Below are 24,369 nucleotides of genomic sequence, written 5' to 3'. Positions count from 1 at the left end.
GATCGTTCGCGGGCAGGATTCGTGCCGTCCGGTCCATTTCAGGGCGCGGCGGGCGACAGGCCGAGCAGCCGCTCGGCACGTCCCCAGAAGAAATCCTCGCCCGGATATCCCTCGATTCGGCCGACCTCGTGCCCGTCCTCGACGAGAACGAAGGTCGGTGTGTAGCGGATCGGGCGCTTGAGCGTGAGTCCCGGCGGCAGGTCGGCAGCGAGGTCAATGCGCCGCAGCGGCGCCCGCCGTCCCACCTCCGATCGCGGATAGATCGGGCCGATCGCCGCGTCCCATGCCCGGCACCAGGGGCAACCCGGCCGCTCGAACAACAGCATCTCGGCAGCCTCCGCCGTCGCGGGCAGCAGGGCGAGCCCGCCCGCCCACGCCATCATCGACCGCCGCGTTGCGTGCATCGGCCTTCCCAACCGCATCATCCACGCGCATGATATAGGAAAAATCGAATATATTCGAGGGGGCACCGTGACGGCCGATATCGGGATCCTGACCGCCTTCGGGGCAGGGCTGCTCTCGTTCCTTTCGCCCTGCATCCTGCCGCTCGTGCCGCCCTATCTCTGCTTCCTGGCCGGCGCCTCGTTGCAGGAGCTGGTCGAGCGGCCGGACCGCAGCCTCGCCCGTCGGGCCGTCCTGCGCGCCCTGGCCTTCGTGCTCGGCTTCTCGGCGATCTTCGTGGCGCTCGGCGCGAGCGCCTCCGCGGCCGGCCAGTTCCTGGCGGACCATGTCGGCATCCTGTCCCGAATCGCCGGCATCGTGATCGTCGGGCTCGGGCTTCACATGATCGGCGTGTTTCGCTGGATGCCGCTCCTGCGGGACGTGCGTTTTCAGGTCGAGGCCCGTCCGGAGGGCGTCGTCGGGGCTTTCCTCGTCGGGCTCGCCTTCGCGTTCGGATGGACGCCCTGCGTCGGGCCGGTCCTGGCCTCCATCCTGCTGCTCGCCGGGGGTGAGGACGAGGTCGCCCGCGGCGCGTGGCTGCTCGCGGCCTATGCCGCCGGGATCGGGTTGCCCTTCCTCGCCGCGGCCTTCTTCACCGGCCCCTTCCTGAGGCTGGCCGGCCGGTTCCGGCGCCACCTGCGCACCGTCGAGGCGGCGATGGGTTTCGCCCTCGTGGCGACCGGGCTCGTCATCTTCGGCGGCTGGATGCCGCTGGTCGGCGCGTGGCTGACGGATGCGGTGCCCGTCCTCGGGCGCGTCGGCTGAGCGTCCGACGCGCAGGCTCACCCGTAACGGAACGCCAGGAGCCGCTCGAAGGCCCGCAGCTCGATCAGCAGGCGGTGCAGACGCGCCGGGTCGCGGGCCTCGAGCGCCGCCGGGATCTTGGCAAGGCTATCCGACATCCCGTCCGCCAGCCGCCGGAATTCCGGGTCGGACCGGATGCGCGCGCCGGCCTGCCCGTCGCAAAGTCCGATGGCTGTGGCCACCTCGGCGGCGGCGGTCCCGACCCCGGCGCGGACCTGCACGTCGCCGAGATCCGGACCGGCCTGACGATACCGGTCCAGGGCGTCGTAGCGCCCGGAGAGATCCGCGATGCAATCGGAGAAGAGGCGCAGGCCCTCCGCGCGCCGCCACGCATCGAGGGGAGCGGTCGCCGCCTCGACGAGCGCGCGGGCCCGCGCAAGATCCGCGCGCTCGACGGCCTGCGCCGCCTCGGCCAGGGACGCATCCAGTGCCTCGAGAACGGGGCCCGGGTCGGAGCGCCCTTGCCGGGCCGCGGCGAGCCGCGCGCCCTCCGCCCGCAGCGTCGCGCGCCAGCGGTCGAGGGCGGTCAGGGCGAGGTCGGGATTGTCGTGGGCGAGGTAGGCCAGGACCACGCGCCGGTCCCCCTGGAGGCGCTCGAGGATCACGCCGATCTCGGGACCGGGTGGCGGGCCGGCTTGCGCCGCGAGCGCGGTGACGAGGAGGGCGCCGAAGACGGCCCGGCGCAGGGCGGCTGGCGGGCGTCGCGGGTGCACGGAACGCGTTCTCCGGATTGCCAGGCGCCGCGGAAGCGCCCTACACATGCATGAAGCAGAATATTTTGAGGGAACGCCATGTCCAACCGGCGCCGGTTCCTCGCGGGCGTTCTCGCACTCGGCTTGACGCGGCCCGCCGGAGCCGAGCCGATGCTGGAACCGATCCTGGGCGATGACGGCCTCTACCGGCAGCCCTGGTTCCTCGAAAGCTTCCTCGACCTGCCCGACGACCTGAAGGCGGCGCAGGCGCGCGGCAAGCGCCTCGCCGTGCTCTGGGAGTTGAAGGGCTGCCCCTATTGCAAGGAGATGCATCTCGTGAACTTCGCGAATGCGGAGGCGAGCGCCTTCGTCCGCGACCGGTTCGAGATCTTGCAGCTCAACATCATCGGCGCGCGGGAGGTGACGGATTTCGACGGGGAGCGCCTGTCCGAGAAGCGCTTCGCGGAGAAGTACGGCATCCGCTTCACGCCGACCCTGCAATTCTTCGCGGGCGCGGCTCTGGCGGGCAAGCGCCCTCGGGAGCGCGAGGTTCTGCGCATGCAGGGCTACGTGGCGCCGGAGGACTTTCGCCGAACCTTCGCCTTCGTGGCCGAGCGCGGCTACGAGCGGACGAGCCTGCGCGAGTACCTGCGCAGCTCGGGGCCCGGCCAAAAGGGATAGGAAGTGCTGACGACTTCGGCTCCCTGAAATATTTCGACTTGACTCGGAGCCTCTCACCGTCAAACTTGCAATAATTCGCATATGTCGATGGGTTGGACCCCGCCGACGCCGCGAGCGGCCAGAAACGGCCGCGCAAGCCGCCCAAGACGGCCTACCGGGGAAACGCCAGATGCGCAGGCAGATTCATGCCTTTGCGATCGCGGGAGCCTGTGCTCTGGCGACCGCTGCCGGAGCAGAGCCGGCTCCGGGCGGCTTGGCGCCGTTCAAGATCGTCGCGCTCGACGGCACCGACGCCATTCCCGATCCGCTCACCGATAAGCCCGGGGACGCCGCCGCCGGCGCCAAGGTCGTGGTGAACCGCCGTCAGGGCAATTGCCTCGGCTGTCATCAGATTTCATCGCTCAAGAGCGAGTCGTTCCACGGCGAGGTCGGCCCCTCCCTCGACGGCGTCGCGAGCCGCTGGGACGCGGCGCATCTGCGCATGATCGTGGTCAACCCCAAGCACGTCTTCAGCGAGGCGACGGTGATGCCGGCCTTCTACCGGGTCGACGGACTGAGCCGCGTGCGCGCCGAATTCCAGGGCAAGCCGATCCTCACCGCCCAGCAGGTCGAGGACGTGGTCGCCTACCTCACCACCCTGAAGTGACCCAGGAACCGCCCCCGATGAGACACGCAATCAACCGACGCCACGCCCTGGCCCTCGCCACCGGCGCCGTGGTGGCGACGACGCTGGCGCTACGCGCCGGCCCGGCTCACGCGGCCAAGAACGCCAGCGACGAGGCCATCAAGGCCTTCACCCGCGGGAAGGAGCCGGTCCGGGGCAAGGTCAGGCTCGAACTCCCCGAGATCGCCGAGAACGGCAACACCGTGCCGATGACGGTGACCGTGGAGGCACCGATGACGGAGGAAAGCTTCGTCGAAGAGGTGATGATCCTCGCCGAAGGCAATCCGAACCCCGGCGTCATCAGCTTCCGGTTCACGCCGTCGAGCGTCGCCGAGGCCAACACGCGGATCCGCCTCGCCGAGACCCAGAACGTCATCGCGCTCGCCCGCATGAACGACGGCTCGGTCTTCAGCGACGTGAAGCAGGTGAAGGTCACCATCGGCGGCTGCGGCGGCTAGAGCGCATTCCGACGAACCGGCGACCACGTCGTCGCAATGCGCTCTACCGCCGAGACCAATCGATTCAAGCACGAGACCGGGAGGACGACATGGCCGACGTGAAGCCGCGGATCAAACTGGACAAGAAGGAGGTCGCCAAGGGCGGTGTCATCGAGGTGAAGACGCTCGTCTCGCACACGATGGAATCCGGCCAGCGCAAGGACAAGGACGGCAAGACCATCCCACGCAAGATCCTGAACACGTTCAACTGCGACCTGAACGGCAAGACGATCTTCAGCGCCAACATGGAAGGCGCCGTGTCGGCGAATCCGTACTTCCAGTTCAAGATCAAGCCCGCCGAATCCGGGACGCTGACCTTCACCTGGATCGACGACGACGGCTCCAAGATCCAGGCGACCGAGCAGATCAAGGTCTCGTGACACTCTCCTAGAGCCGCCTCCGGCCTGACGGCATCTGCGTCGCCGGAATGCGCTCCGGGGCGATCGCCCCGACGCTCTCCCGGAGCATCCCGCCCCGGAGGCCCGCCACCACCCAGTCGGAGCTTCCATGCCGTCCGTTCCCCTTCGTGTGGCCCTGGCCGCCGCCGCGATCCTCGTCTGTGCCGCCGCCCCGCACGCGCAGGACGCCTCGGAGCGCCCGGCCTGGCAGGGACACGGCATCAAGCCGCAAAGCCCCGATTCCCCGTTCGAGGAGGTCGTCTCGGGTCTGTATTTCCGCTCCAAGGAAACGCAGGCCATGCAGGCCGACGACTTCAACAATCCCGGCTTCCTCGCCGTGGAACAGGGCCAGGAACTCTGGTCGAAGGCGGACGGCGCGGCGGGCAAGTCCTGCGCGAGCTGCCACAACGAGGCCGCGACATCGATGAAGGGCGTCGCGGCGGCCTATCCGAAGTGGAACGAGAGGCTCGGCAAGCCGGTCAACCTCGAACAGCGGATCAACCTCTGCCGCAGCGGGGCGCTGAAGGCCGAGCCCTGGGCCTTCGGCACGCCGGAGCTGACCGCAATGACGACCTACCTCCGCAACCAGTCGAGCGGCATGCCGGGCGCCGTGACGGTCGACGGGCCGATGACGCCGTGGTTCGAGCGCGGCAAGGCCCTCTACTATCAGCGCAACGGCCAGCTCGATCTGGCCTGCGCGAGTTGCCACCAATCGAACCACGGCAAGTACCTGCGCGCCGACTTCCTCAGCCAGGGACAGAGCAACGGCTTCCCGGTCTATCGCCTGCGCGACCAGCGCCTCGTGCCGCTCCACGAGCGCATGGAGGGCTGCATGCAGGATGTCCGGGCCACCCCCTACGCCCCGCTATCCGACGAGTTCGTCGCGCTTGAAACCTACGTCGCCTGGCGTGGACTCGGCCTGCCGGTCGAGACCCCGGCCGTCCGCAACTGAGTGTCGGAACCCGCCATGACCTCACGCCGCGACTTCCTGCAGATCGCCGCTGCCACCGCCGCCCTGGTGCCGTCGGGCTGGACCCGCGCCTTCGCCCAGCAGCGCCTCGCTCAGGACGACCTGCTGGCCTTCGAGCCGATGGGCAACGTCACCCTGGTCCACCTGACGGACATCCACGCGCAGTTGAGGCCCGTGCTGTTCCGTGAGCCCTCGACCAATCTCGGCGTCGGCGAGGCGCGGGGGCAGGTGCCCCACATCACCGGTCGCGCCACGCTCGAGATGTTCGGCATCCCCGGCGGCTCGCCGCTCGCCCATGCCCTGACCCCTGAGGATTACGTCGCGCTGGCGCGCAGCTACGGCCGCATGGGCGGTCTCGACCGCATCGCCACGGTGCTCGACGCGATCCGCGCCGAGCGCGGCGACAAGGTTCTGTTCCTCGACGGCGGCGACACCTGGCAGAACAGCTATACGTCGATGCTGAGCAAGGGCCAGGACATGGTCGACTGCATGGCGCTCCTCAAGCCGGACGCCATGACGGGCCATTGGGAGTTCACCCTCGGCACCGAGCGCGTCAAAGAGATCGTCGAGGGGCTCGGCTGCCCCTTCCTCGGCCAGAACGTGCGCGACGCCGAGTGGAACGAGCCGGCCTTCGAATCCACGAAGATGTTCGAGCGCGGCGGCGCCAAGGTCGCGGTGATCGGGCAGGCCTTCCCCTACACGCCCATCGCCAACCCGCGCTGGATGATCCCGAACTGGTCCTTCGGCATCCGCGAGGAGGACGTGCAGGCCAGCGTCGACAAGGCCCGCAAGGAGGGCGCCGACCTCGTCGTGCTGCTCTCGCACAACGGCTTCGATGTCGATCGCAAGCTCGCCGCGCGGGTGAGGGGGATCGACGTCGTCCTCACCGGCCACACCCACGATGCGCTGCCGCAGGCGGTGAAGGTCGGCCAGACCCTGCTCATCGCCTCGGGCAGCCACGGCAAGTTCCTCACCCGCGTCGATCTCGATGTGCGCGACGGGGCGGTGAAGGGGTTTCGCTCGAAGCTGATCCCGATCTTCTCCGACGTCATCGCGCCGCAGAAGGCGATGGCGGCCAAGATCCAAGCGATCCGCGCGCCCCACGAGGCGATGCTGACGGAGGAACTCGGCCGCACCGAGAGCCTGCTCTACCGGCGCGGCAACTTCAACGGCACCCTCGACGACATGATCTGCGACGCGCTGCTCGCCGAGCGCGAGGCCGAGATCGCCCTCTCGCCGGGCTTCCGCTGGGGCACGACCCTGCTGCCGGGCCAGCCGATCACCCGCGAGGATGTCTACAACGCCACCGCCATCACCTATCCGGCCGCCTACCGCATGGCCATGACGGGGGCCCGGCTCAAGGACGTGCTGGAGGACGTGGCCGACAACCTCTTCAACGCCGACCCGTACTACCAGCAGGGCGGCGACATGGTGCGGGTCGGCGGCGTCTCCTACGCCATCGACGTCGCCCGCCCGGCCGGCCAACGCATCTCCGACCTGATGCTGCTGCGCACCGGCAAGCCCATCGAGGCCGGGACCTCCTACACCGTGGCCGGCTGGGCCAGCGTCAACGAGGGGACCGAGGGACCGCCGATCTGGGACGTCGTGGCCGCGCATATCCGGCGCAAGGGCACGGTGAATCCGACACCGGCCCAAGTCAGTGTCCGGGGCGCCTAATCATCCGCAATACATTCACATATCATAATACATGAAAGAGTTCGGAGGGCCCATGTCTGAACCGAAGCAGCGCCCCGACCCATCGGGCCGGACGTCCCGACGGTCCTTCCTGCGCAGCGGTCTGGCGCTCGGCGGCGCGGTCGGGGCCGGCACCCTCGCCGGCCGGGCCGCGGCCGGAACGCCGGACGCGAAGAACCTGCCGCCGAACGTGCCCGAATGGTCGCAATCCCTCGGCGACGGCGTCGTCAGCCGCCCCTATGGCCGCCCGTCGAAGTTCGAGGCGGACGTGATCCGGCGCGATGTCGAGTGGCTCACCGCCTCGCGCCAGAGTTCGGTCAGCTTCACGCCGCTGCACCAGTTGGAGGGCATCATCACCCCGAACGGCCTCGGCTTCGAGCGCCATCACGGCGGCATCGCCGAGATCGACCCGACCGAGCACCGGCTGATGATCCACGGCCTCGTCGAGAAGCCGCTGATGCTGACGCTGGAGGACCTGAAGCGCTTCCCCCGCGTCAACCGCATCGCCTTCCTCGAATGCGCGGCCAATTCGGGCATGGAGTGGAAGGGCGCGCAGCTCAACGGCTGCCAGTTCACCCACGGCATGATCCACTGCGTGATGTATACCGGCGTCCCGCTCAAACGCCTCTTGGAGGAGGCGGGCCTCAAGACCAACGCCAAGTGGCTGCTGCCCGAGGGCGCCGACGCCTCCGGGATGACCCGCTCGGTGCCGATCGAGAAGGCGCTCGACGACGCCATCGTCGCCTATGCCATGAACGGCGAGGCGCTCTACCCCGAGCACGGCTATCCGCTGCGCCTCGTCCTGCCCGGCTGGCAAGGCAACATGTGGGTGAAGTGGCTGCGCCGGATCAAGGTCGGCGACGAGCCCTGGCACACCCGCGAGGAGACCTCGAAATACACCGCCCTGCTGCCGGATGGGCAGGCGCGCCGCTTCACCTGGGCCATGGACGCCAAGTCCGTCATCACCAATCCGAGCCCGCAGGCGCCGATCCACCACAAGGGCTTCACGGTGCTTTCGGGGCTCGCCTGGTCCGGGCGCGGCGCGATCAAGGGCGTGGACATCTCCCTCGACGGCGGCCGCAACTGGCGCGCCGCCCGCCTCGACGGCCCCGTGCTCGATAAGGCGCTGACGCGCTTCTATTACGAGTTCGACTGGAACGGGGATCCGCTTCTGCTGCAATCCCGCGCGATCGACGAGACCGGTTACGTGCAGCCGACCAAGGCGGCCCTGCGCCAGCACCGCGGCCTGAACTCGATCTACCACAACAACGGCATCCAGACCTGGCACGTGCTGCCCAGCGGGGAGATCGAGAATGTCGAGGTCGCGTAACGGCATCGGGGCCGCCCTTGCGGCCCTCGTCCTCGCCGCCTCGCCTGCGGCCTCGGAGCGCCTGAACATCGGACGCGTCGCGACGCCCGAGGAGATCAAGGGCTGGGACATCGACGTGCGGCCGGACGGGCAGGGGCTGCCGGTCGGCAAGGGCACGGCGGCGCTCGGCGAGACGATCTTCCAGGAGCGCTGCGCCAGCTGCCACGGCGAGTTCGGCGAGGGCGCCGGCCGCTGGCCCGAGCTGGCGGGCGGGGCTGGCACGCTCAAATCGGACAGCCCGGTCAAGACCGTCGGCTCCTACTGGCCCTACGTCTCGACCGTGTTCGATTTCGTGCACCGGGCGATGCCGTTCGGCGCGGCGCAGACGCTGACACCGGACGAGACCTACTCGGTCACGGCCTACCTTCTCCACCTCAACGACATCCTGAAGGATCAGGATTTCGAGGTGAACGAGCGCAACCTCGCCACGATCCGCCTGCCGAACGAGAAGAACTTCGTCATGGACGACCGCGAGACCGCGGAGAACGAATTCTGGACGGCCAAGCCCTGCATGACGAACTGCCTGCCGAAGGCGGCGACCATCACCGGCCGCGCCCGCATCCTCGACGTGACGCCCGAGAAGGCATCGACTTCGCCGCCGGTCCAGTAATGTCCGGCCGGAATGCGGGAGACCCGTCGATGCGCGACGCCCACGAGACGGCTTGGCGGAGATCATCCGCCCTGGGCTGCGACCGGCGAACCCTCGTCGCCGGCATGGCGGCGATGCTGGCCTCCGCCTGGCCGGGCGGACGGGCGCAGGCCACCGCCCTGACCCCGCTTCGGATCGGCGCGGCCACCGTGGAGACGGCGAGCGACGGGACCCTGTCGTCCTCCCTGGCCTTCATGCTCCCCGACGCGAAGCAGGCGGAGGTGGAGGCGGCGTTCAGGGCCGAGGGACAGCCGGCGGAGGCGAGCCCGATCCCGACCAATGCAAGCCTCGTGCGGGTCGGCCGCGAGGTCATCCTGATCGATGCGGGTTCGGGAAGCTCGTTCCAGCCGACGGCGGGAAAGCTCGGGGAGGCCCTGGAGCGCCGGGACGTTCCGCGCGAGGCGATCACCACGGTGGTGTTCACCCACGCCCATCCCGATCACCTCTGGGGCGCCATCGACGATTTCGACGACAGCGAGCGGTTCCCGAATGCCCGCTACGTCGTGCCGGCCGCGGAATGGGACTTCTGGACCCGCGACGACGTCGAGACCCTGGTGCCGGATTGGCTGAAGGGCTTCGCCGTCGGCTCGCGGCGTATTCTGAGGCGCCTCGAAGCCAAGGTGGAGCGGCGCAAGCCCGGCGAGGCGATCGCGCCCGGCCTCACCTACGTGGCGACGCCGGGGCATACGCCCGGCCACGCCTCCGTCCTCGTCGAGGCAGGGCGGGAGCAGGTCCTGATCGGCGGCGATGCCCTGAGCCACGCCGTCATCTCCTTCCGTCGCCCCGCCTGGGCCTTCGGGAGCGACCTCGACCGCGACCTTGCGATCCGCACCCGCCTCGCCCTGCTCGACCGGTTGGCCAACGAGCGGGCGACGCTGGTCGGCTTCCATCTGCCGGGCTCGGGGATCGGCCGCGTCGAGCGGTCCGGAGATGCCTATCGGTTCGTGCCGGCATGATACGCTTCCCGCTTGAATCAAGCGGGAAGCGCGCCGCCGAGGGCAGCGCGGAGCCGGGAGGGACGGAGATGATGGTGTCGCGCAGGGGCGTCTCGGGCATCGCGGCGCTGATCGCCGGCCTCCTGGCCGCCAAGTCGGCGAGCGCCGCGGAAACGGGTGCGAAGACGCACCGGGTCGCGATACAGGTCAGCACGAACGATGCCGGCGTCTTCGATCTCGCCCTCAACAATGCCGTGAACCTCGCGCGCGAATACGGCGAGGCCGCCGAGGAACTCGAGGTCGAGATCGTCGCCTACGGGCCCGGCCTGCACATGGTCCGGGCCGACACCTCGCCGGCCAAGGCGCGCCTCCACTCGGTGACGGCGAGTGTGCCCGGCCTCGTCATCTCGGCTTGCGGCAACACCATCACGGCCATGGAGCACGCGGAAGGGCGCAAGCTGGAACTGCTGCCGAATGTGGGCGTGGTCCGCGCCGGTGCCGTCCGGCTCGTCGCGTTGCAGGAAGCGGGCTGGAGCTATCTTCGCGTCTGATCGGGCTCTCGGGCCGAGCGGTCCTGTCCTGCCGTCTTCGCCGTCCCTTTCAAGCGCCGAACGGCGCCATCCGCCCGCGCACCCTTGCATGAAAAAACCCCGCCCTTGCGGGCGGGGTCGGGTCAGGCTCGGCTCCGCATTGGGATCAGGCGGCGCGCACCGTGGCGAGGAAGCGGTGAACCTCGGTGGAGAGGTGTTCGGACTGGCGCGACAAGGCGGAGGCCGAGGCCAGGACTTGGCTTGCCGCCGCACCCGTTTCCTCCGCCGCGCCCGCGACGCCCGCGATGTTGGCCGTCACTTCACCGGTCCCGACCGCGGCCTGCCCGACATTGCGCACGATCTCCTGCGTGGCGGCACCCTGCTGCTCCACCGCCGCGGCGATGGAGGCGGCCATCGTGCTGATCTCGCGGATGCGCACGCTGATGGTGCCGATCGCCGTCACCGCCTGGCCGGTGGCGCCCTGCACCTGCCCGATCTGCCGGCCGATCTCCTCGGTCGCCCGGGCCGTCTGGGAGGCCAGTTCATTCACCTCGGCGGCCACCACCGCAAAGCCGCGCCCCACTTCGCCGGCCCGCGCCGCCTCGATCGTGGCGTTGAGGGCGAGCAGGTTCGTCTGGGAGGCGATCCCGGAGATCATCACCACCACTTCGCCGATCTTGGAGACCGTGGTGGTGAGTTCATGCACGAAGGCCGCGGTCTGGTCGGCCTCGTTCACGGCGATCCGCGCCAGGTCGGCCGATCCCGCCACCTGCCGCCCGATCTCCTGCACCGACGCGCCAAGCTCCTCGGCGGCGGCCGCCACCGTGTTGACGTTCGAGGCCGCCTCTTCCGCCGCGGCCGCGACGGTCGTGGATTGGCTCGCCGTCTGGTTCGCCGTCGCCGTCATCGTCTGCGCCGTGCCCTGCAGCTCGCCGGCCGACGACGACACCCGGCCGACGATGCCGCCGACCGCAGCCTCGAACGCATCCGCCATCTGACGCATGCCCGCCTTGCGCTGCTCCTCGGCCGCCAGCCGCGCCTGCGCGGTCTCGGCCTCCAGGGCCCGCATCCGGATCATGCCTTCCTTGAAGACCTGCACCGCGTCGGCGATCTTGCCGAATTCCGTCGAACGCCCGCGTTCCGTCACCTCGGTGGAGAGGTCGCCGGCCGCCAGGGCCTGCATCGTGCCGATGATGCCCGCGCAGCTGCGCCCGACGCTCCACACGATCAGGCTACCGACCAGAACCGATGCGAGCACCGCGAAGAGGGACGCGCCGATGGCGATGTTGCGTGCCCGGTCGTAGGTCGCGGCGGCGACCTCGCCGGCCTTTGCGGCCGAGGCCTTGGCGAAGGTGTAGAGCTGCTTGGCATCATCCAAGGCACGCTTGCGATGCGGGGTCACGACCGTGTCGATCATCTTGCGGGCTTGGTCGATGTCGCCCGTGCGTGCTACCGTCATCAGGGCCGGCATCGATCCGAGATAGGTCGCCCAATTCTTCTTGAAGCTTTCGAGGACCTTGGCCTCCTCGTCCGATTTTTCGAATTGCTCGTAGCGTGCAACGAGTTTCCCGACCTCGCTGATCCGGGCGTTGATCTCGGCATCGACCTCCTTGGCCGTCTGCGCATCGCTGCCATTCAAGGTGTAGCGAAACAGACTGATGGTCAGGCGCCCGGCCCAATCGTTGAGTTCGCCGACGGTCTGAGTTTTGGGAAGATCCCGCAACTCGGTCTCCAGCAGAAGGTCGTTGATCGTTGCGGCACTGCGCGCCCCGAGAAAGCCGAGGGTGAGCACGAAGCACGTGAGGAGACCAAACGCGGCAATGAGCTTCGTGCGGATAGTGATATCGCGGCGCACCATATAATCCCTTCAAGAGGCTACAAATCATCGCGATTGGGGATTAATAAAATCTCTAATATTCACAATTGATCGAAATTTTTCCCTGCGGCCGAATGGAATACGGTCCGTGGCGGGCAACTTCCAGCACGTGAAGCGCAAGCCGATCATGGCTTCGCTCGCATCGAGACAACGGTCGATCCCGTCATCAGAGCGGAGCGGCCATGACGGCATAGAACACGCAAGACGTCATTCGCGCAAAATGGCTACGCTTGTTCACATAAATCAATCCGCGCGCGAATGATCAGACTTTTTCTGCTCCCGCATCTTTTGGCAGAACCCTTTTGTCATTTGCGACGTTTCGAGCGTCTCAAGTTTCGGAGGATACGCCATGAAGACGATTGCGATGGGTCTTGCCGCGCTGCTCATGAGCACGTCGGTCTACGCTCAAAGCGCCGCGACCGGTGGGTCCGAGCGCGGCGGCATGCGGGCCGGTGCCGAGCAGTCCGGCGGGCAAGCCGGCCGACAATCTGGAATGTCGGGCGGCGAGCGCGGCGGCATGGGTGCCACGGGCAGCGAGGCGCGTGGGGGCGGAAACGCCATGGGCGGTGAGCGCAGCGCCGCCCGGAACGACCGGGACGGGTCTGAGGCCGGCCGGGGCAGGGCGGATCGCGGCGACATGGCCCGCGGCGAGCGCGGTTCGGAGCGCGGCATGAGCGGCCGCGAGACGGCCGAGCGCGGAGAGCGGAACGACACGATCCGTAGCCAAGCGCGCGCCGAGCGGAGCGACCGGATCCAGGATCGCACGCATGACCGCACCCATGTCAGCAGCCGCACCGATCTACGCTCCACCACTGTCGAAGGCGGCCATCGCCGCGAGGGCCGGTACGTGTTCATCAGCGGCCGACGGGTCGTGTACGGTTCTCCCGAATATCGCCGTCTGATCGTCACCGAGCGCCGCAGCACCGGCCCGCGCCGCTACGTCACCATCCGCGGTCACCGCGTGATCTACGGCTCGCCGGAATATCGCCGCCTCGTCAGCGTCGGCGAGACGCGCCGCTTCGTCACCATCCGCGGCCAGCGCGTCATGTACGGCTCGCCCGAGTACCGCCGTCTCTCCACCACCGTCTCGACCACCGAGCGGCGCGGCGGCACGGTCAATGCCGGCTTCCGCGAGCGCAATGAGGTCCGTGGGTCGGAGACCCGCACCGATCTGCGCAGCCGCAGCAGCGAGACCCGCGGTAGCGAACGCAATACGATGCGCGCCTCCGAGCAGACCCGCGGGGCTGAGCGCGGCGGCCGCTCGATGGAGCAGGGCCGGGGCGGCGAGGGCATGCGCAATGTCGGCATGCGCGGCGAGGGCAACGAGCGCGGCGGTGCCCGCAACGCCTCCGAGCAGGGCGGCGGCATGGGCAACACGGGTGGCAACCGCGGCAGCGAGACCCGCGGTGGGTCCGGCGCGCGTGGCGGCACCGAGGGCGGCGCCGGCATGAGCGGCCGCTGAGAGGCGGTAAATCCAAAGGGATCATCCCTTTGGCGGGGTGCCGGGGCAGAGCCCCGGCATTCCTCGAAAGTGGTCTACGACCGCCCCAGAAACTCGATCAGCGCGGCGTTGACCGCTTCCGGCGCGTCGTGCTGCACCCAATGGGTCGCTTTCGGAAAACGCTGCAGGCGGCCCCGCTCGCACAGGTCCAGGCTCGCCTCGGCGAGGCCAGTCTGGAGCGCCTGATCGCGCTCGCCCCATAGGATCAGGGTCGGCGCCGTGACCTTCGGCGGGTGTCGCTCGCGGGGCAGCTGAGCGAGCGCCCGATACCAGTTCAGCATCGCGGTGACCGCGCCGGGGCGCAGCCATTCGCGCGCGTAGCGATCAAGCTCGGCCTCGGTGAAGGTGCCGGGCGCGCTCGACCGGCGCATCAGGGCCCGCAGGAGGCGCCCCTCCCGCGCCGTCAGTACCCGTTCGGGCAGCAGGGGGAGCTGGAAGAAGCCGGCATAGGCGCTGCGCAGGGCTTGCCCCGGATGGCGCCGGAGATAGGGGCCGAACACGCTGGGATGGCAGGCGTTCAGCACGGCGAGCCGTTCGACCCGTTCGGGGTGGAAACTCGCGACCCAGAACGCGACGAGCCCGCCCCAATCGTGTCCGACGAGGTTGAAGCGCGCGAGCCCGTAGGCATCGGCCAGCGCGATCACGTCCCCGGCGAGCCGGTCGAGGTGGTAGGCGGCGATGCCCTTGGGCCGGTCGCTCAGGCCGTAGCCGCGCTGGTCGGGGATGAGGAGGCGCAGGCCGCTTCCCGCGAGCGGCCCGATCTGATGCCGCCAGCCGAACCAGAATTCGGGAAAGCCGTGCAGCAGGATCGTCGGCTCTCCCCCCGCCGGCCCCGCCTCGGCGACGTGCAGGCGCAGACCCCGGAGGTCGATATGGCGGTGGCTGACGGCCGGATCGGGCATGGGTTCGGGGACACTCGCGCGAGGTCGGTCCTGATATCAGGGCTTTGGCCAACCCGGCAGGGCCGGCGCGGTTCGGGCGCGGCGCCAACCGGAGTGGAAGCGGCTATAGGGAACGTCCGATCACGGGAGACGCCCTTCCCCGATGCCGCTGCTCCGCTGCCTTCTCGCGCTCGCCTGCCTGTGGCTGTGGCCCTGCCTCGCTTCGGCCCGGCCCTTCACCGACGCCGCCGGGCGCCGGGTCGAGGTGCCGGACAGGGTGCTCCGGGTGCTCGCCGCCGGCCCGCCCGCGGCGGTGCTGCTCTCCACCCTGGCGCCCGACAAGATGATCGGCTGGCCGCGGGCGCCGAGCTCGGAGGAGCGCGCATTCCTCAACCCCGCGCTGCGCGACCTGCCCGCCACCGGGCGGCTGACGGGGCGGGGCGGCAGCGCCAATGTCGAGGCGGTGCTGGCGCTCAAGCCCGACCTCATCGTCGATGTCGGCAGCACGGCGGCCACCTACGCCTCGCTGGCCGACCGGGTTCAGGCGCAGACCGGCATTCCCTACCTGCTGCTCGACGGACGTTTCACCGCAACGCCCGAGACCTACCGCACCCTGGGGGCCTTGATCGGCGCAGCGGAAGAAGGCGAAGCGCTCGCCGGCGAATCCGAAAAAATCCTGAAGGGGGTGGCCGAGGCGGTGGCCGCGGTGCCGGAAGACAAGCGCCCGCGCGTCTATTACGGCCGCGGCCCCCGCGGGTTGGAGACGGGCCTGTCCGGCTCGATCAACACCGAGATCATCGAGGCGGCGGGCGGGCGCAACGTGGCCGGCGCCGGGGCCGGCGGGCTCGCCGCCGTCTCGCCCGAGCAGGTGCTGGTCTGGAACCCGGACGTGATCATCGCCCTCGATCCCGACTTCCCGAAGCTCGCCGCCGCCGACCCGCTCTGGAACGGGCTGAAGGCGGTGCGCGAGGGCCGCGTCCACGCGGTGCCGACGCTGCCCTTCGGCTGGGTCGATGCCCCGCCGGGGGTCAATCGCCTGATCGGCCTGCGCTGGCTCGCCGGCCTGTTCTTCCCCGAACAGTTCCCGCAGACGCTCGGCGACGCCGTGCGCGACTTCTACAAGCGCTTCTACCGGGTCGAGCTTACGCCCGAGCAGCTCGACCGCCTCCTGCGCGACGCCGCCGGACCGGGGCCGACCCGGTGAGCGAGGCCGTGCGCGCCGCTGAGGCCCGCCCCGCACGGCGCCGCTTCCTCCCGCTGGCAGCCCTGGCGCCGCTCGCGCTGATCCTCCTCGTGTTCGTCTCCCTCGGGATCGGCCGCTACCCCGTGCCGCTCGCCGACGTTTTCGGGGTGCTCGTCGCCAAGCTCTTCGGCCAAGCCTCCGCCCTCGATCCGGCCGCGCAGATTGTGGTGCTGAACGTGCGCCTGCCGCGGGTGTTCGGGGCGCTCGTGGTCGGGGCCGGGCTCGCGGCGGCGGGGGCGACCTATCAGGGGCTGTTTCGCAATCCCCTCGTCTCGCCGGACATCCTCGGGGTTTCGGCCGGCGCAAGCCTCGGCGCGGTGCTCGGCATCGTGCTCGCCCTGCCCGTGGCGGCGATCCAGTGCCTCGCCTTCGCTGGCGGGCTCGCCGCGGTGGGCGCCGTCTACACCGTCGGGCTCGCGGTGCGCCGGCACGATCCGGTGCTGACGCTGGTGCTCGCGGGCGTCGCCGTGGGCGCCTTGCTCGGGGCCGGGATCTCGCTGCTCAAGGTGCTCGCCGACCCCTACAACCAGCTCCCCGCCATCACCTTCTGGCTGCTCGGCAGCCTCGCCTCCGTCACTGCGAGCGACATCGCCGCGATCCTGCCGGCGATGACCCTCGGTCTCGCTCCGCTGGTGCTGTTGCGCTGGCGCGTGAACCTGATGAGTCTGGGCGACGAGGAGGCCCGCGCGCTGGGCGTCGAGACGCGCCGGCTGCGCCCGCTTCTCGTCGCGGGCGCGACGCTGGTGACCGCCGCCGCAGTCTCGGTGACGGGCGTCATCGGCTGGATCGGGCTGATCGTCCCGCATGTCGCCCGGCTTCTGGTCGGGCCGGATTTCCGCCGCCTGCTGCCCGCCTCGATGCTGCTCGGGGCGGGCTATCTCACCGCGGTCGATCTCCTGGCCCGCACTTTGGCGACCATCGAGGTGCCGCTCGGCATCCTCACGGCGCTCGTCGGCGCGCCGTTCTTCCTCTGGCTGCTGGCCGCGGGAAAGCGGGGCTGGGCGTGATCCTGGAGATCCGCGACCTCGCCTTCGGCTACGGCGCCCGCACCGTCGGCTCCGGGGTCAGCCTGACGCTTCGGGACAGCGAGGCGCTCTGCCTGCTCGGGCCGAATGGCGGCGGCAAGACCACTTTGTTCAAGACCCTGCTCGGGCTGCTGCGCCCGCTCGCCGGCCGTGTTCTCTTGGACGGCACCGACCTGTCGGAGTTGCCACGCCGCGAGATCGCAAAAACCATCGCCTACGTGCCGCAGGCGCATGCCGCCTTCTTCCCCTTCACCGTCCGCGAGGTGGTGCTGATGGGCCGCGCGAGCCGGCTTTCCGCCTTTGCCAGCCCCGGCCCGGCCGATCGCGCGGCGGCGGAGCGGGCGCTGGCGACATTGGGCATCGGCCACTTGGCGGAACGGATCTACACCGAGATCAGCGGCGGCGAGCGCCAGCTCGCGCTGATCGCCCGCGCCCTGGCCGGCGAGCCGCGGCTCCTCGTGATGGACGAGCCGACCGCGAGCCTCGATTTCGGCAACGAAGCACGGGTGCTGACCCAGGTGCGGCGTCTGTCGCAGAGCGGCATCGCCGTGGTGCTCTCGACGCACGATCCCGGCCACGCCTTCCTCTGCGCCGACCGGGTGGCGCTGCTGCATGGCGGGCGCCTCGTCGCTTTGGGCCCTCCGGCGGAGACGGTGACGCCGGAGACCCTGCGGCTGCTCTACGGGGTCGAGGTGGCGGTGGTGCCGCTGCCGGGGCAGGGGCGGACGGTCTGCACGCCGCTGATCGGGTGAACCGCCCCCTCAAATCCCCGCGTACCAGGAAAATCCCATCTCCGAGACCATGCTGCCGCGGCCCTGGCCGAGCCCGTCCACCCGGTCGGTGGCCTCGATGCTGGCGAGGTATTTCAGCGACTTGTAGCCGAGCTGGCGCTCGACCCGCAGGCGGACCGGCGCGCCGTGGGCCACGGGCAGGTCGCCGCCATTCATGCCATAGGCCAGGATCGTCTGCGGGTGCAGGGCGTCGAACAGGTCGTAGCTGTCCCACCAGCCGTCCACGGTTCGAATCACGATGAAGCGCGCTTCCGGTTTCAGCCCGACACTCGCCAGAACATGGGACAGCGGCACGCCGGTCCAGCCGCCGATGGCCGACCAGCCCTGCTCGCAACTATGCAACGTCACCTGCGTGCGGGACGGCATCGCCTTCAGTTCGGCCAGCGTGAAGGCGACGGGCCGCTCCACGAAACCGCTCACCGGCAGGCGCCAGTCGGAGAACCCGACCGCCTTCGAGCGGCGGTAATCGGAATTGTCGGGGTCGGTGGTGTTGATGGTGGGAAACACCGCCGAGATCGCCTCCGGCCCGAACTCCCGCACCAGCGGCTGGTCGCGCAAGAGGAAGCGCTGGGTGGCGAGCGTCAGGGTGTCGCTCAAGCCATAGAGGCCCGGCCGGCGCGGGCCGTTCTCGATCAGCTCGCAGCCGCCGAGAAGGCCGCCGATCCCGAGAGCTGAGGAGCCGAGCATCAGCCGTCGGCGGGTGAGATCGCTCATCGCGGGTCCTCCTCTCGAGCCGTATCCGACCTGATTGCATCAGGCGGGCGTCTCTCGGCCCTTGTTTTGACGCGCATTCTTTCGACGAACCGGCAACCACTTCGTCGGAATGCGCTCTCGCGGCGCCGGCCCGGATGTCGGCCGGGCGGAGCGCCCGGTGATCATGCCCCGCATCAGGTCGAGCGGCCCGTTGGCGAGCACCTGCCAGACATGGATGAAGAGGAAGCCGACGAGCCCGGCCGCCGACAGGAAGTGGATCGTGCGCGCCGATTGCCGGCCGCCGAACAGGGTGAACAGCTCCGGGTAGGCCGCGGTGACGCCGGGCGACATCGTGAGACCCGAGAGCAGCATCACCGGCGCCAGCACGAGGATGACGGCGAGATAGGCGAGCTTCTGAAGGACATTGTAGCGGCGTGCTCCGGCAGCACCCGAGCCGGTGAGCCGCAGATGCGCGCGGATGTCGGCCGCGATGTGCCGGGGGTGGAGCTGGTCGCGATCGGGGGTCAGGCGGCGCCGGAAATGCCCGCTCGCCAGGGCGACGAGCCCGTAGAGCGCGCCGTTGAGCACGAAGATCCAGGCGGCGAGGAAGTGGAGGTTGCAGCCCCAGCCGGTCTGTTCGAGATTCACCGGCAGCGGCAGGACGATCCAGGCCGGGGCGTCGTTGGCGCCGGTCTCGCCCCAGAACAGCCGGGGCAGGGCGAGCAGGATGGCGAATCCGCTGACGAGGAGCGCGAGAAAGGCGCCGGTGTTCACCCAATGGGTCAGGCGCACCCAGAGCGGGTGGCGCGGGACGGCCTTTTCCGCACGCACCATCATGGGCCATCCACCCGCCGCAGCACGTCGAGGCGGTAAGCCTCCGTGCGCGCGCCGGACAGCACCCGGCTGAACGGGGCGGCGCCCGCGATGAAGCCCTCCGCCGCCGCGTCGCCGGAGAGGGGATAATCGGTCTCGCCGAGCCAATGCACGAGGACGCAGTCGCCCCCCGGCGCCTGGCTCGCCTCCACCCGCGCGACGAGGCGGGCCAGATCCTCCGGGCTCAGGAAGTAGAGCATCTCGCCGAAGATGATGAGGTCGAACTGGCCTTCCGGCCAGACCTCCGGCACCGCGCCGCGGACGAAGCGGACCTGCGGATACGCCGCGCAGCGCGCCTGCGCGGCGTCGAGGGCCGCTTGCGCAACGTCGAGGGCGGTCAGCGCCCCGCAGCGGGGGGCGAGCGCCCGGGTGAAGACGCCGATGGAGCAGCCGACCTCGAGAGCGTGCTCGTAGCGCGCCCGCGGCAGAGCCTGGAGCGTCGCGGCGTATTTCTCCGCCTCGTAGGCGCTGGAGGTGAAGCGCCAGGGATCGGGATCGGAGGCGTAGATCTCCGAAAAGTAGTGCTCCGGCAGCGTCTCCGTCCGTCGGCCGCTCATCCCACAGCCTCCGCGACGCGCGGGGCTGCCTCGTCGGGCCACAGGGCGTGGAGCGGCGCATCGGCCGCCAGCGCGTGCGCGGCCATGCCGGTCAGGGCGAAATCCGGGGCCGGCTGGCGCAGATAGGTCGCGAGGTCGCGCATCAGGCGCTCCAAGGGGTGGCTCTCGAGGAAACCCGCGAGACCGATCGAGCGCTGCGCCAGGGTGATCACGTCGAGGCCCGCCTGCTCGACCGCGGCGCGGGCGAGGTTGACATAGGCGATGACCCGGTCCGGGTGGCCGGCTTCCGCGGCGGCGAGGCGGGCGGCGCGGGCGACGAGCAGGCGACTCGTCTCGGCGGCGACCATGGCGCGCCCGAACCGGGCCTGCTGGTGCGGGTCCTCGGCCCGGCCGGTGGCGGCGAGATGCGCCCGGTGCGTCTCGATCACCGCCTCGATCCCGCCGAGCTGGACCGCGAGGAAGCGCCACGCCCCGGCGAAGAAGAAGGGCTGGCGCCCATAATCGTCCGGCGCGCCGATGACCTCGCCGTCGCGCAGGCCGAGCCCGGAGAAATCGACCGTCCCCGTCGCGGTCGCCCGCATGCCGTGGACGCACCAATCCGACAGGTCGGCCCGTTCACCGGGTTCGAGGCGCAACACCAGCATCAGCCGACGCCCGTCTTCGATCCGCGCCGTCACGAGCGGGCGGGTGACGAAGCCCGCCCCCGAGGCGTAGGTCTTCACGCCCTGAAGCCCGTCCGCACCGTCGAGGACGAGGCCGCCCTCGGCCGGCTCGGTGTTCCAGACGCCGAAGAGCTGGCCCTCCGCCGCGTCGCGGGCGAGCCGCTCGGCGACGGCGGCGTCGGCGTAACGCAGCACCAGGGCCAGCGCGTTGACATGGCCCTCGTAGAGCCGCCCGACCGCGAGATCGTCGCGGCCGATCTGCGTCAGGAGGGCCCGCAGCGCGTCCACCCGGGCGGGCTCGCACAATCCGGCGCCGCCCAGCGCCTCGGGCAGGGGCGCGGCGAGATGCCCGGCCCGCCGCAGCCGGGCGATGGCCTGCGCCGGAAAGCCGCCCTGCGCATCCGCCGTCTCGTCGCAGGCGTCGGCTCGGGATGCCCCAGGAGACCGCGCGCGAGAGAGGAGCGAATGGGGCGACACGAGCGGCTCGGGGTTCGATGAATCGTACGACATCCCCCGAACGGCTGCGGCACCCCCGCGCGGGCGCACCGGCCCGCGAGCGGGCTGCCGGCCTTACGGGAAAGCCATCCAGGAACAAAACCTAGAGCGGCAGAGCGCGTCTTCCCATGCGGCGCAGTGGCGGGGGCTGGATTATCCCCGGCGCTATCACGGGCGGAACCGCGGGGCGCCTCATGGGCGTTCCAATCTTCGGCCGGACCGCACAAGCGGCCGGGACGACATCCGGAGGGGAGCGATGGCGGACGACACCGAGCGGCTCGGCCTTCTCATGGGCGTGTTCGAGCTGGCGCTCAGCCGCCTGTTCGAGGCGAGCCCCGGGGGAGGGCAGGCGCGCGACCTGTTCGTGGAGGACGTGCGCCGGCTCCTGGCCGACACCCGCGAGCTTCAATCGGACTCCCCGGCGGTACAGACCTACGAAGCGCTGCTGCGGCGGCTCGGGGCCACCCGACCCGGCGATGCGGACGGGCTCGGTGTGATCCCCACGCCGGAGCAGGGCGCACCGCCGGTCGGATCGGGCGTGTAAGAGAGGGTGCAGACCGTGAGCGAGACCGAACACGAGACCGATCCGGCGCCCGAACCGAAGCTCGCCGGCATCCTGACCTTCCCGCCGGAGGTCGTGGCGGCGCTGGACGAGCATTGCGCGGTCGAGCGCCTGCCGCGGGACCGGGCGATCTGCGAGATCGTCGCCGAGTATCTGCGCTTCAAGGGCTACCTGCGCGCCCGCCCCGCACACCCCCATCGCACGCCCAAGGGCGAAAAGCCGGAAGGCCTCTGACGATGGCGAGTTCGTTCAAGGGCCTCTTCCTCTGCCCGCCGAAGCAGCCGCGCCCGAGCCATGTCCGGGTTCAGGACGGGGAGGGCGGTGAGACCACCCTGCCGCTCGAGGAATACGAGGCCCGCGCCGGCCAGCCGCCGTGGCAGAGCCTGCCCTGGCAGGGTGAGGCCGGCCCCGTGCCGGACGACGGCGACAAGCACGGGCCCGAGATTAGCATGTGAGGCCGTTCACGGCACACCGGGTCGAGTGCGGACGCATCTCCTCTCCCCGCTTGCCCTCTCCCCGCGTGCGGAGAGAGGGGATGGCTGAACCGCCCCGCCTCACCAAGCCGTCGGCTTGGGGTTGCGCTCGTCGAAGCCGATCTGGTGCCAATAGGGATAGATCGGGTTCTCGCGGCTCGCCGCGTCGAGGCGGGCGATCTGGTCGGCCGTCAGCGACCAACCCACCGCGCCGAGATTCTGCTTCAACTGCTCCTCGTTGCGGGCGCCGATGACGATGTTGCACACGGTCGGGCGGCTGAGCAGCCAGTTCAGCGCCACCTGCGGCAGGGTCTTGCCGGTCTCGGCGGCGACCGCGTCGAGGGCATCGACCACGTCGTAGAGGTAATCGTCGGAAACGGTGGGACCGCCCTCCGCGCCGCCCGCCGTGGACAACCGCCCGCCCGAGGCCGCCTGCCCGCGCCGGATCTTGCCGGTGAGCCGGCCCCAGCCCAGCGGGCTCCACACCATCAGGCCGACGCCCTGGTCGAGGCCGAGCGGCATCAGCTCCCACTCGTAGTGGCGGCCGATCAGCGAGTAGTAGCCCTGATAGACGACGTAGCGGGCAAGCCCCTCCTTCTCCGAGGTCGCCAGCGCCTTCATCAATTGCCAGCCGGAGAAGTTCGAGGCGCCGATATAGCCGATCTTGCCCGAACGGGTGAGGTCGTCGAGCGCCCGCAGGGTCTCCTCGACGGGCGTCAGCGCATCGAAGCCGTGCATGAAGTAGACGTCGATATGGTCGGTCTGAAGCCGCTTCAGGCTCGCCTCGCAGGCGCGGATCAGGTGGTGGCGCGACGAGCCGACCGCGTTCACGTCCTCACCCACCCGGAAGGTCGCCTTGGTGGAGATCAGGAGCCGGTCGCGGCGGCCCTTGATCGCCTGGCCAAGGATCGTTTCGGAATCGCCGCTCGAATAGAGGTCGGCGGTGTCGAGGAAGTTGACGCCCGCATCGAGGCAGAGATCGATCAGGCGGCTCGCCTCGGCCACGCCGGTGCTGCCCCAGTTCTGGAAGAACGCGTCCGTGCCGCCGAAGGTGGCGGTGCCGAGGCTGAGCACCGGCACCTTGAGGCCCGAGCGTCCGAACTGCCGGTATTCCATGTCCGTCACTCCGCTGTGGCTGTCTTGAAACGGCTCTGAGGCCGCCGGCCCTCGTCTTGAGGAGCCCGGCGCGCCCCGGCCATGCGGCGGACCGGGCGGGCCGCCCTGTGAGGCGCGAAGGGCGCCGCTGCCATCATACCGCCATCGGGCGCCCGCGGTTCCGCCACCGAAAGGGACAGGTTCCGCAAAGACTTCGTCAACCAAGAGCCACTATTAAAGCTCAAGTTTTAGGAACCCGGATCCGGGCTGCCTCTTCATTCATCACATCCGGCGGCACCGTCGCCAGCCGGCCTTAACATTGGGAAAGTCGCTCCGTGAGTTTCACCGTCAGCGCCGGCACCGCTTCGCGCGTCTATTCCTGGCAGCACGGCTCCCTGCTGAGCGCCCTGGAGCAGGGCCTGTCGCTGACCACCTCGGGCATGAGCGATGTCCGCATCGTGGACTCGGAAGGCCGCAGCCACAGCCCCGCCGCGCTCTACCAGCGCGTGTTCGGCCAGCAGCCGACGGACGCGGCCGCGCAGACTCTCGCCCGCGCGGCCTGATCCTCCTCGCGCATCGTCCCGAAAGCCGCGATCCACCTTTCGGGCGGATGCTCTAACCCCGGATCGCCGCAGCGTCCGGCGCCACCACCGCGAACAGGTCGCTCAAACCGGCGAGGCTTGCGGCCTGCACCGCCGCCGCCGGAACGGTCGCGCCGTCCGGACCCGGCAGGGCGCGGGTTGCGGTCGCCGCGGCCACCACGGTCGGGCGGAAGCCGAGATTGAAGGCGCTGCGCGCGGTGGAATTCACGCACATATGCGTCATGAAGCCGGCCAGGATCACATCCTTGACGCCTGCCGCCTCCAATTGCGCCTGAAGGTCGGTGCCGACGAAGGAACTCGGATAGGCCTTGGTGATGACGGGCTCCCCATCCCGCGGCGCGACCTCGTCGCTGATCTGGCCGATGGCGGCGGTGAGGTCGTAGGGCGAGCCCGGTCCGGCATCGTGGCGCACATGGAAGACCGGGATACCGGCCTTGCGCGCCCGTTCCAGCAGCGCCTGCGCCTCGCGGATCGCCGGCTCGACGCCCTCCAGGCGCATCACGCCCTCGCGGTAGGTGTTCTGCAGATCGATCATCACCAGCGCCGACACCGACAGGGAAGCGGGCTCCGGCGGCAGGCCGGACAGGCTGCGAAGCGTTTTGAGGTCGGTCATGGGTGGCCCTTCTCGTGGGATGCGTTTCCGGGCGGGATGTGAGCCGAGCGGGGCCGCCCGCGCAACCTGTCGATAAGGCCAACAGGCGTGAAGCCGCCGATC

General features: G+C 69.9%; 29 protein-coding genes. 19 read left to right on the top strand and 10 right to left on the bottom strand.

Annotated elements, in window-relative coordinates; all coding sequences use genetic code 11:
• Positions 1 to 38 precede the first annotated feature (38 nt).
• Complete coding sequence (locus ASF53_RS18010) at positions 39 to 380, bottom strand: thioredoxin family protein (protein ID WP_200943277.1); 342 nt, start codon at positions 378 to 380, stop codon at positions 39 to 41.
• 91 nt (positions 381 to 471) lie between these two features.
• Here ASF53_RS18010 and ASF53_RS18005 point away from each other — a divergent pair, with 91 nt between their 5' ends.
• Complete coding sequence (locus ASF53_RS18005) at positions 472 to 1,206, top strand: cytochrome c biogenesis CcdA family protein (RefSeq protein ID WP_056201519.1); 735 nt, start codon at positions 472 to 474, stop codon at positions 1,204 to 1,206.
• Between the two features lie 17 nt (positions 1,207 to 1,223).
• Here the strand turns inward: ASF53_RS18005 and ASF53_RS18000 are convergent, their stop codons facing one another.
• The gene (locus ASF53_RS18000; RefSeq protein ID WP_056201514.1) at positions 1,224 to 1,958 is read right to left on the bottom strand and encodes a hypothetical protein; all 735 of its coding nucleotides are present in this window, start codon (positions 1,956 to 1,958) and stop codon (positions 1,224 to 1,226) included.
• A gap of 78 nt (positions 1,959 to 2,036) precedes the next feature.
• Between ASF53_RS18000 and ASF53_RS17995 the strand changes: the two genes are divergently transcribed.
• The 10 genes from ASF53_RS17995 (at position 2,037) to ASF53_RS17950 (ending at position 10,346) form a co-directional block, all read left to right on the top strand.
• The gene (locus ASF53_RS17995; protein WP_056201510.1) at positions 2,037 to 2,618 is read left to right on the top strand and encodes a thioredoxin family protein; all 582 of its coding nucleotides are present in this window, start codon (positions 2,037 to 2,039) and stop codon (positions 2,616 to 2,618) included.
• Positions 2,619 to 2,787: 169 nt separating this feature from the next.
• Positions 2,788 to 3,264 (top strand): sulfur oxidation c-type cytochrome SoxX, encoded by a 477-nt coding sequence (gene soxX, locus ASF53_RS17990; RefSeq protein WP_056201507.1) that lies wholly within the window; start codon positions 2,788 to 2,790, stop codon positions 3,262 to 3,264.
• Between the two features lie 17 nt (positions 3,265 to 3,281).
• Entirely contained in the window at positions 3,282 to 3,740 is a 459-nt protein-coding gene (soxY, locus tag ASF53_RS17985) for a thiosulfate oxidation carrier protein SoxY (RefSeq protein WP_056201502.1), read from the top strand.
• An 89-nt stretch (positions 3,741 to 3,829) separates the two neighbouring features.
• A complete protein-coding gene (gene soxZ, locus ASF53_RS17980; RefSeq protein WP_056201499.1) occupies positions 3,830 to 4,159 on the top strand; it encodes a thiosulfate oxidation carrier complex protein SoxZ in 330 nt (109 codons plus the stop codon).
• A 127-nt stretch (positions 4,160 to 4,286) separates the two neighbouring features.
• Complete coding sequence (gene soxA, locus ASF53_RS17975; RefSeq protein WP_056201496.1) at positions 4,287 to 5,129, top strand: sulfur oxidation c-type cytochrome SoxA; 843 nt, start codon at positions 4,287 to 4,289, stop codon at positions 5,127 to 5,129.
• Positions 5,130 to 5,144: 15 nt separating this feature from the next.
• Positions 5,145 to 6,824, top strand: coding sequence for a thiosulfohydrolase SoxB (soxB, locus tag ASF53_RS17970; RefSeq protein WP_056201494.1), 1,680 nt, complete (start codon positions 5,145 to 5,147; stop codon positions 6,822 to 6,824).
• Between the two features lie 52 nt (positions 6,825 to 6,876).
• Positions 6,877 to 8,172, top strand: coding sequence for a sulfite dehydrogenase (soxC, locus tag ASF53_RS17965; protein WP_056201492.1), 1,296 nt, complete (start codon positions 6,877 to 6,879; stop codon positions 8,170 to 8,172).
• Complete coding sequence (locus ASF53_RS17960) at positions 8,156 to 8,821, top strand: c-type cytochrome (RefSeq protein ID WP_056201490.1); 666 nt, start codon at positions 8,156 to 8,158, stop codon at positions 8,819 to 8,821. The genes soxC and ASF53_RS17960 overlap by 17 nt, the downstream gene beginning before the upstream one ends.
• Positions 8,822 to 8,850: 29 nt before the next feature.
• Positions 8,851 to 9,816, top strand: a complete 966-nt coding sequence (locus ASF53_RS17955; protein WP_056202016.1) for an MBL fold metallo-hydrolase — start codon at positions 8,851 to 8,853, stop codon at positions 9,814 to 9,816.
• A 68-nt stretch (positions 9,817 to 9,884) separates the two neighbouring features.
• Positions 9,885 to 10,346 carry a DsrE family protein gene (locus ASF53_RS17950; RefSeq protein WP_056201485.1) on the top strand — a complete coding sequence of 154 codons (462 nt, stop codon included), beginning with the start codon at positions 9,885 to 9,887 and terminating at the stop codon, positions 10,344 to 10,346.
• A 145-nt stretch (positions 10,347 to 10,491) separates the two neighbouring features.
• Here the strand turns inward: ASF53_RS17950 and ASF53_RS17945 are convergent, their stop codons facing one another.
• Entirely contained in the window at positions 10,492 to 12,183 is a 1,692-nt protein-coding gene (locus ASF53_RS17945; protein WP_056201480.1) for a methyl-accepting chemotaxis protein, read from the bottom strand.
• 367 nt (positions 12,184 to 12,550) lie between these two features.
• On the opposite strand from ASF53_RS17945, the gene ASF53_RS17940 reads away from it, so the two are divergent.
• The gene (locus tag ASF53_RS17940; protein ID WP_056201477.1) at positions 12,551 to 13,663 is read left to right on the top strand and encodes a hypothetical protein; all 1,113 of its coding nucleotides are present in this window, start codon (positions 12,551 to 12,553) and stop codon (positions 13,661 to 13,663) included.
• A 74-nt stretch (positions 13,664 to 13,737) separates the two neighbouring features.
• On the opposite strand, the gene ASF53_RS17935 is transcribed toward ASF53_RS17940, so the two are convergent.
• Entirely contained in the window at positions 13,738 to 14,604 is an 867-nt protein-coding gene (locus ASF53_RS17935; protein WP_056201474.1) for an alpha/beta fold hydrolase, read from the bottom strand.
• A 142-nt stretch (positions 14,605 to 14,746) separates the two neighbouring features.
• Between ASF53_RS17935 and ASF53_RS17930 the strand changes: the two genes are divergently transcribed.
• Genes ASF53_RS17930 through ASF53_RS17920 form a run of 3 tightly spaced genes read left to right on the top strand, consistent with a single transcriptional unit; the run spans position 14,747 to position 17,603 of the window.
• Positions 14,747 to 15,787, top strand: a complete 1,041-nt coding sequence (locus tag ASF53_RS17930; protein WP_056201471.1) for an iron ABC transporter substrate-binding protein — start codon at positions 14,747 to 14,749, stop codon at positions 15,785 to 15,787.
• A complete protein-coding gene (locus ASF53_RS17925; protein ID WP_056201468.1) occupies positions 15,784 to 16,833 on the top strand; it encodes a FecCD family ABC transporter permease in 1,050 nt (349 codons plus the stop codon). The genes ASF53_RS17930 and ASF53_RS17925 overlap by 4 nt, the downstream gene beginning before the upstream one ends.
• Positions 16,830 to 17,603, top strand: coding sequence for an ABC transporter ATP-binding protein (locus ASF53_RS17920; protein ID WP_056201465.1), 774 nt, complete (start codon positions 16,830 to 16,832; stop codon positions 17,601 to 17,603). Before ASF53_RS17925 ends, ASF53_RS17920 begins: the two co-directional genes overlap by 4 nt.
• A 9-nt stretch (positions 17,604 to 17,612) precedes the next feature.
• Here the strand turns inward: ASF53_RS17920 and ASF53_RS17915 are convergent, their stop codons facing one another.
• From ASF53_RS17915 to ASF53_RS17900, 4 genes are read right to left on the bottom strand one after another with little or no spacing between them, the layout of a single operon-like run.
• Positions 17,613 to 18,356, bottom strand: a complete 744-nt coding sequence (locus ASF53_RS17915) for a molybdopterin-dependent oxidoreductase (protein WP_056201462.1) — start codon at positions 18,354 to 18,356, stop codon at positions 17,613 to 17,615.
• 39 nt (positions 18,357 to 18,395) lie between these two features.
• On the bottom strand, positions 18,396 to 19,172 hold the full coding sequence (locus ASF53_RS17910; RefSeq protein ID WP_286134514.1) for a cytochrome b/b6 domain-containing protein: 777 nt from the start codon (positions 19,170 to 19,172) through the stop codon (positions 18,396 to 18,398).
• Entirely contained in the window at positions 19,169 to 19,765 is a 597-nt protein-coding gene (locus ASF53_RS17905; RefSeq protein ID WP_056201459.1) for an SAM-dependent methyltransferase, read from the bottom strand. Before ASF53_RS17905 ends, ASF53_RS17910 begins: the two co-directional genes overlap by 4 nt.
• Positions 19,762 to 20,937 (bottom strand): acyl-CoA dehydrogenase family protein, encoded by a 1,176-nt coding sequence (locus ASF53_RS17900; RefSeq protein ID WP_056201457.1) that lies wholly within the window; start codon positions 20,935 to 20,937, stop codon positions 19,762 to 19,764. Before ASF53_RS17900 ends, ASF53_RS17905 begins: the two co-directional genes overlap by 4 nt.
• Before the next feature lie 241 nt (positions 20,938 to 21,178).
• Here ASF53_RS17900 and ASF53_RS17895 point away from each other — a divergent pair, with 241 nt between their 5' ends.
• From ASF53_RS17895 to ASF53_RS17885, 3 genes are read left to right on the top strand one after another with little or no spacing between them, the layout of a single operon-like run.
• Entirely contained in the window at positions 21,179 to 21,466 is a 288-nt protein-coding gene (locus ASF53_RS17895; protein WP_042508976.1) for a hypothetical protein, read from the top strand.
• Positions 21,467 to 21,472: 6 nt separating this feature from the next.
• Complete coding sequence (locus ASF53_RS17890; RefSeq protein WP_015824037.1) at positions 21,473 to 21,718, top strand: hypothetical protein; 246 nt, start codon at positions 21,473 to 21,475, stop codon at positions 21,716 to 21,718.
• Positions 21,719 to 21,720: 2 nt separating this feature from the next.
• On the top strand, positions 21,721 to 21,939 hold the full coding sequence (locus tag ASF53_RS17885) for a hypothetical protein (RefSeq protein ID WP_056201453.1): 219 nt from the start codon (positions 21,721 to 21,723) through the stop codon (positions 21,937 to 21,939).
• Positions 21,940 to 22,038: 99 nt separating this feature from the next.
• On the opposite strand, the gene ASF53_RS17880 is transcribed toward ASF53_RS17885, so the two are convergent.
• Positions 22,039 to 23,073, bottom strand: coding sequence for an aldo/keto reductase (locus tag ASF53_RS17880; protein WP_056201450.1), 1,035 nt, complete (start codon positions 23,071 to 23,073; stop codon positions 22,039 to 22,041).
• A gap of 314 nt (positions 23,074 to 23,387) precedes the next feature.
• On the opposite strand from ASF53_RS17880, the gene ASF53_RS17875 reads away from it, so the two are divergent.
• Entirely contained in the window at positions 23,388 to 23,615 is a 228-nt protein-coding gene (locus tag ASF53_RS17875) for a hypothetical protein (RefSeq protein WP_056201447.1), read from the top strand.
• A gap of 52 nt (positions 23,616 to 23,667) precedes the next feature.
• On the opposite strand, the gene ASF53_RS17870 is transcribed toward ASF53_RS17875, so the two are convergent.
• Positions 23,668 to 24,267, bottom strand: a complete 600-nt coding sequence (locus tag ASF53_RS17870) for a cysteine hydrolase family protein (protein WP_056201444.1) — start codon at positions 24,265 to 24,267, stop codon at positions 23,668 to 23,670.
• Positions 24,268 to 24,369 lie beyond the last annotated feature (102 nt).

Origin of the sequence: Methylobacterium sp. Leaf123 (assembly GCF_001423405.1) — a bacterium.
Taxonomy (GTDB): Bacteria; Pseudomonadota; Alphaproteobacteria; order Rhizobiales; family Beijerinckiaceae; genus Methylobacterium.
The sequence above is the reverse complement of the archived record's forward strand: the minus strand, read 5'-3'. Positions and strand labels throughout refer to the sequence as shown.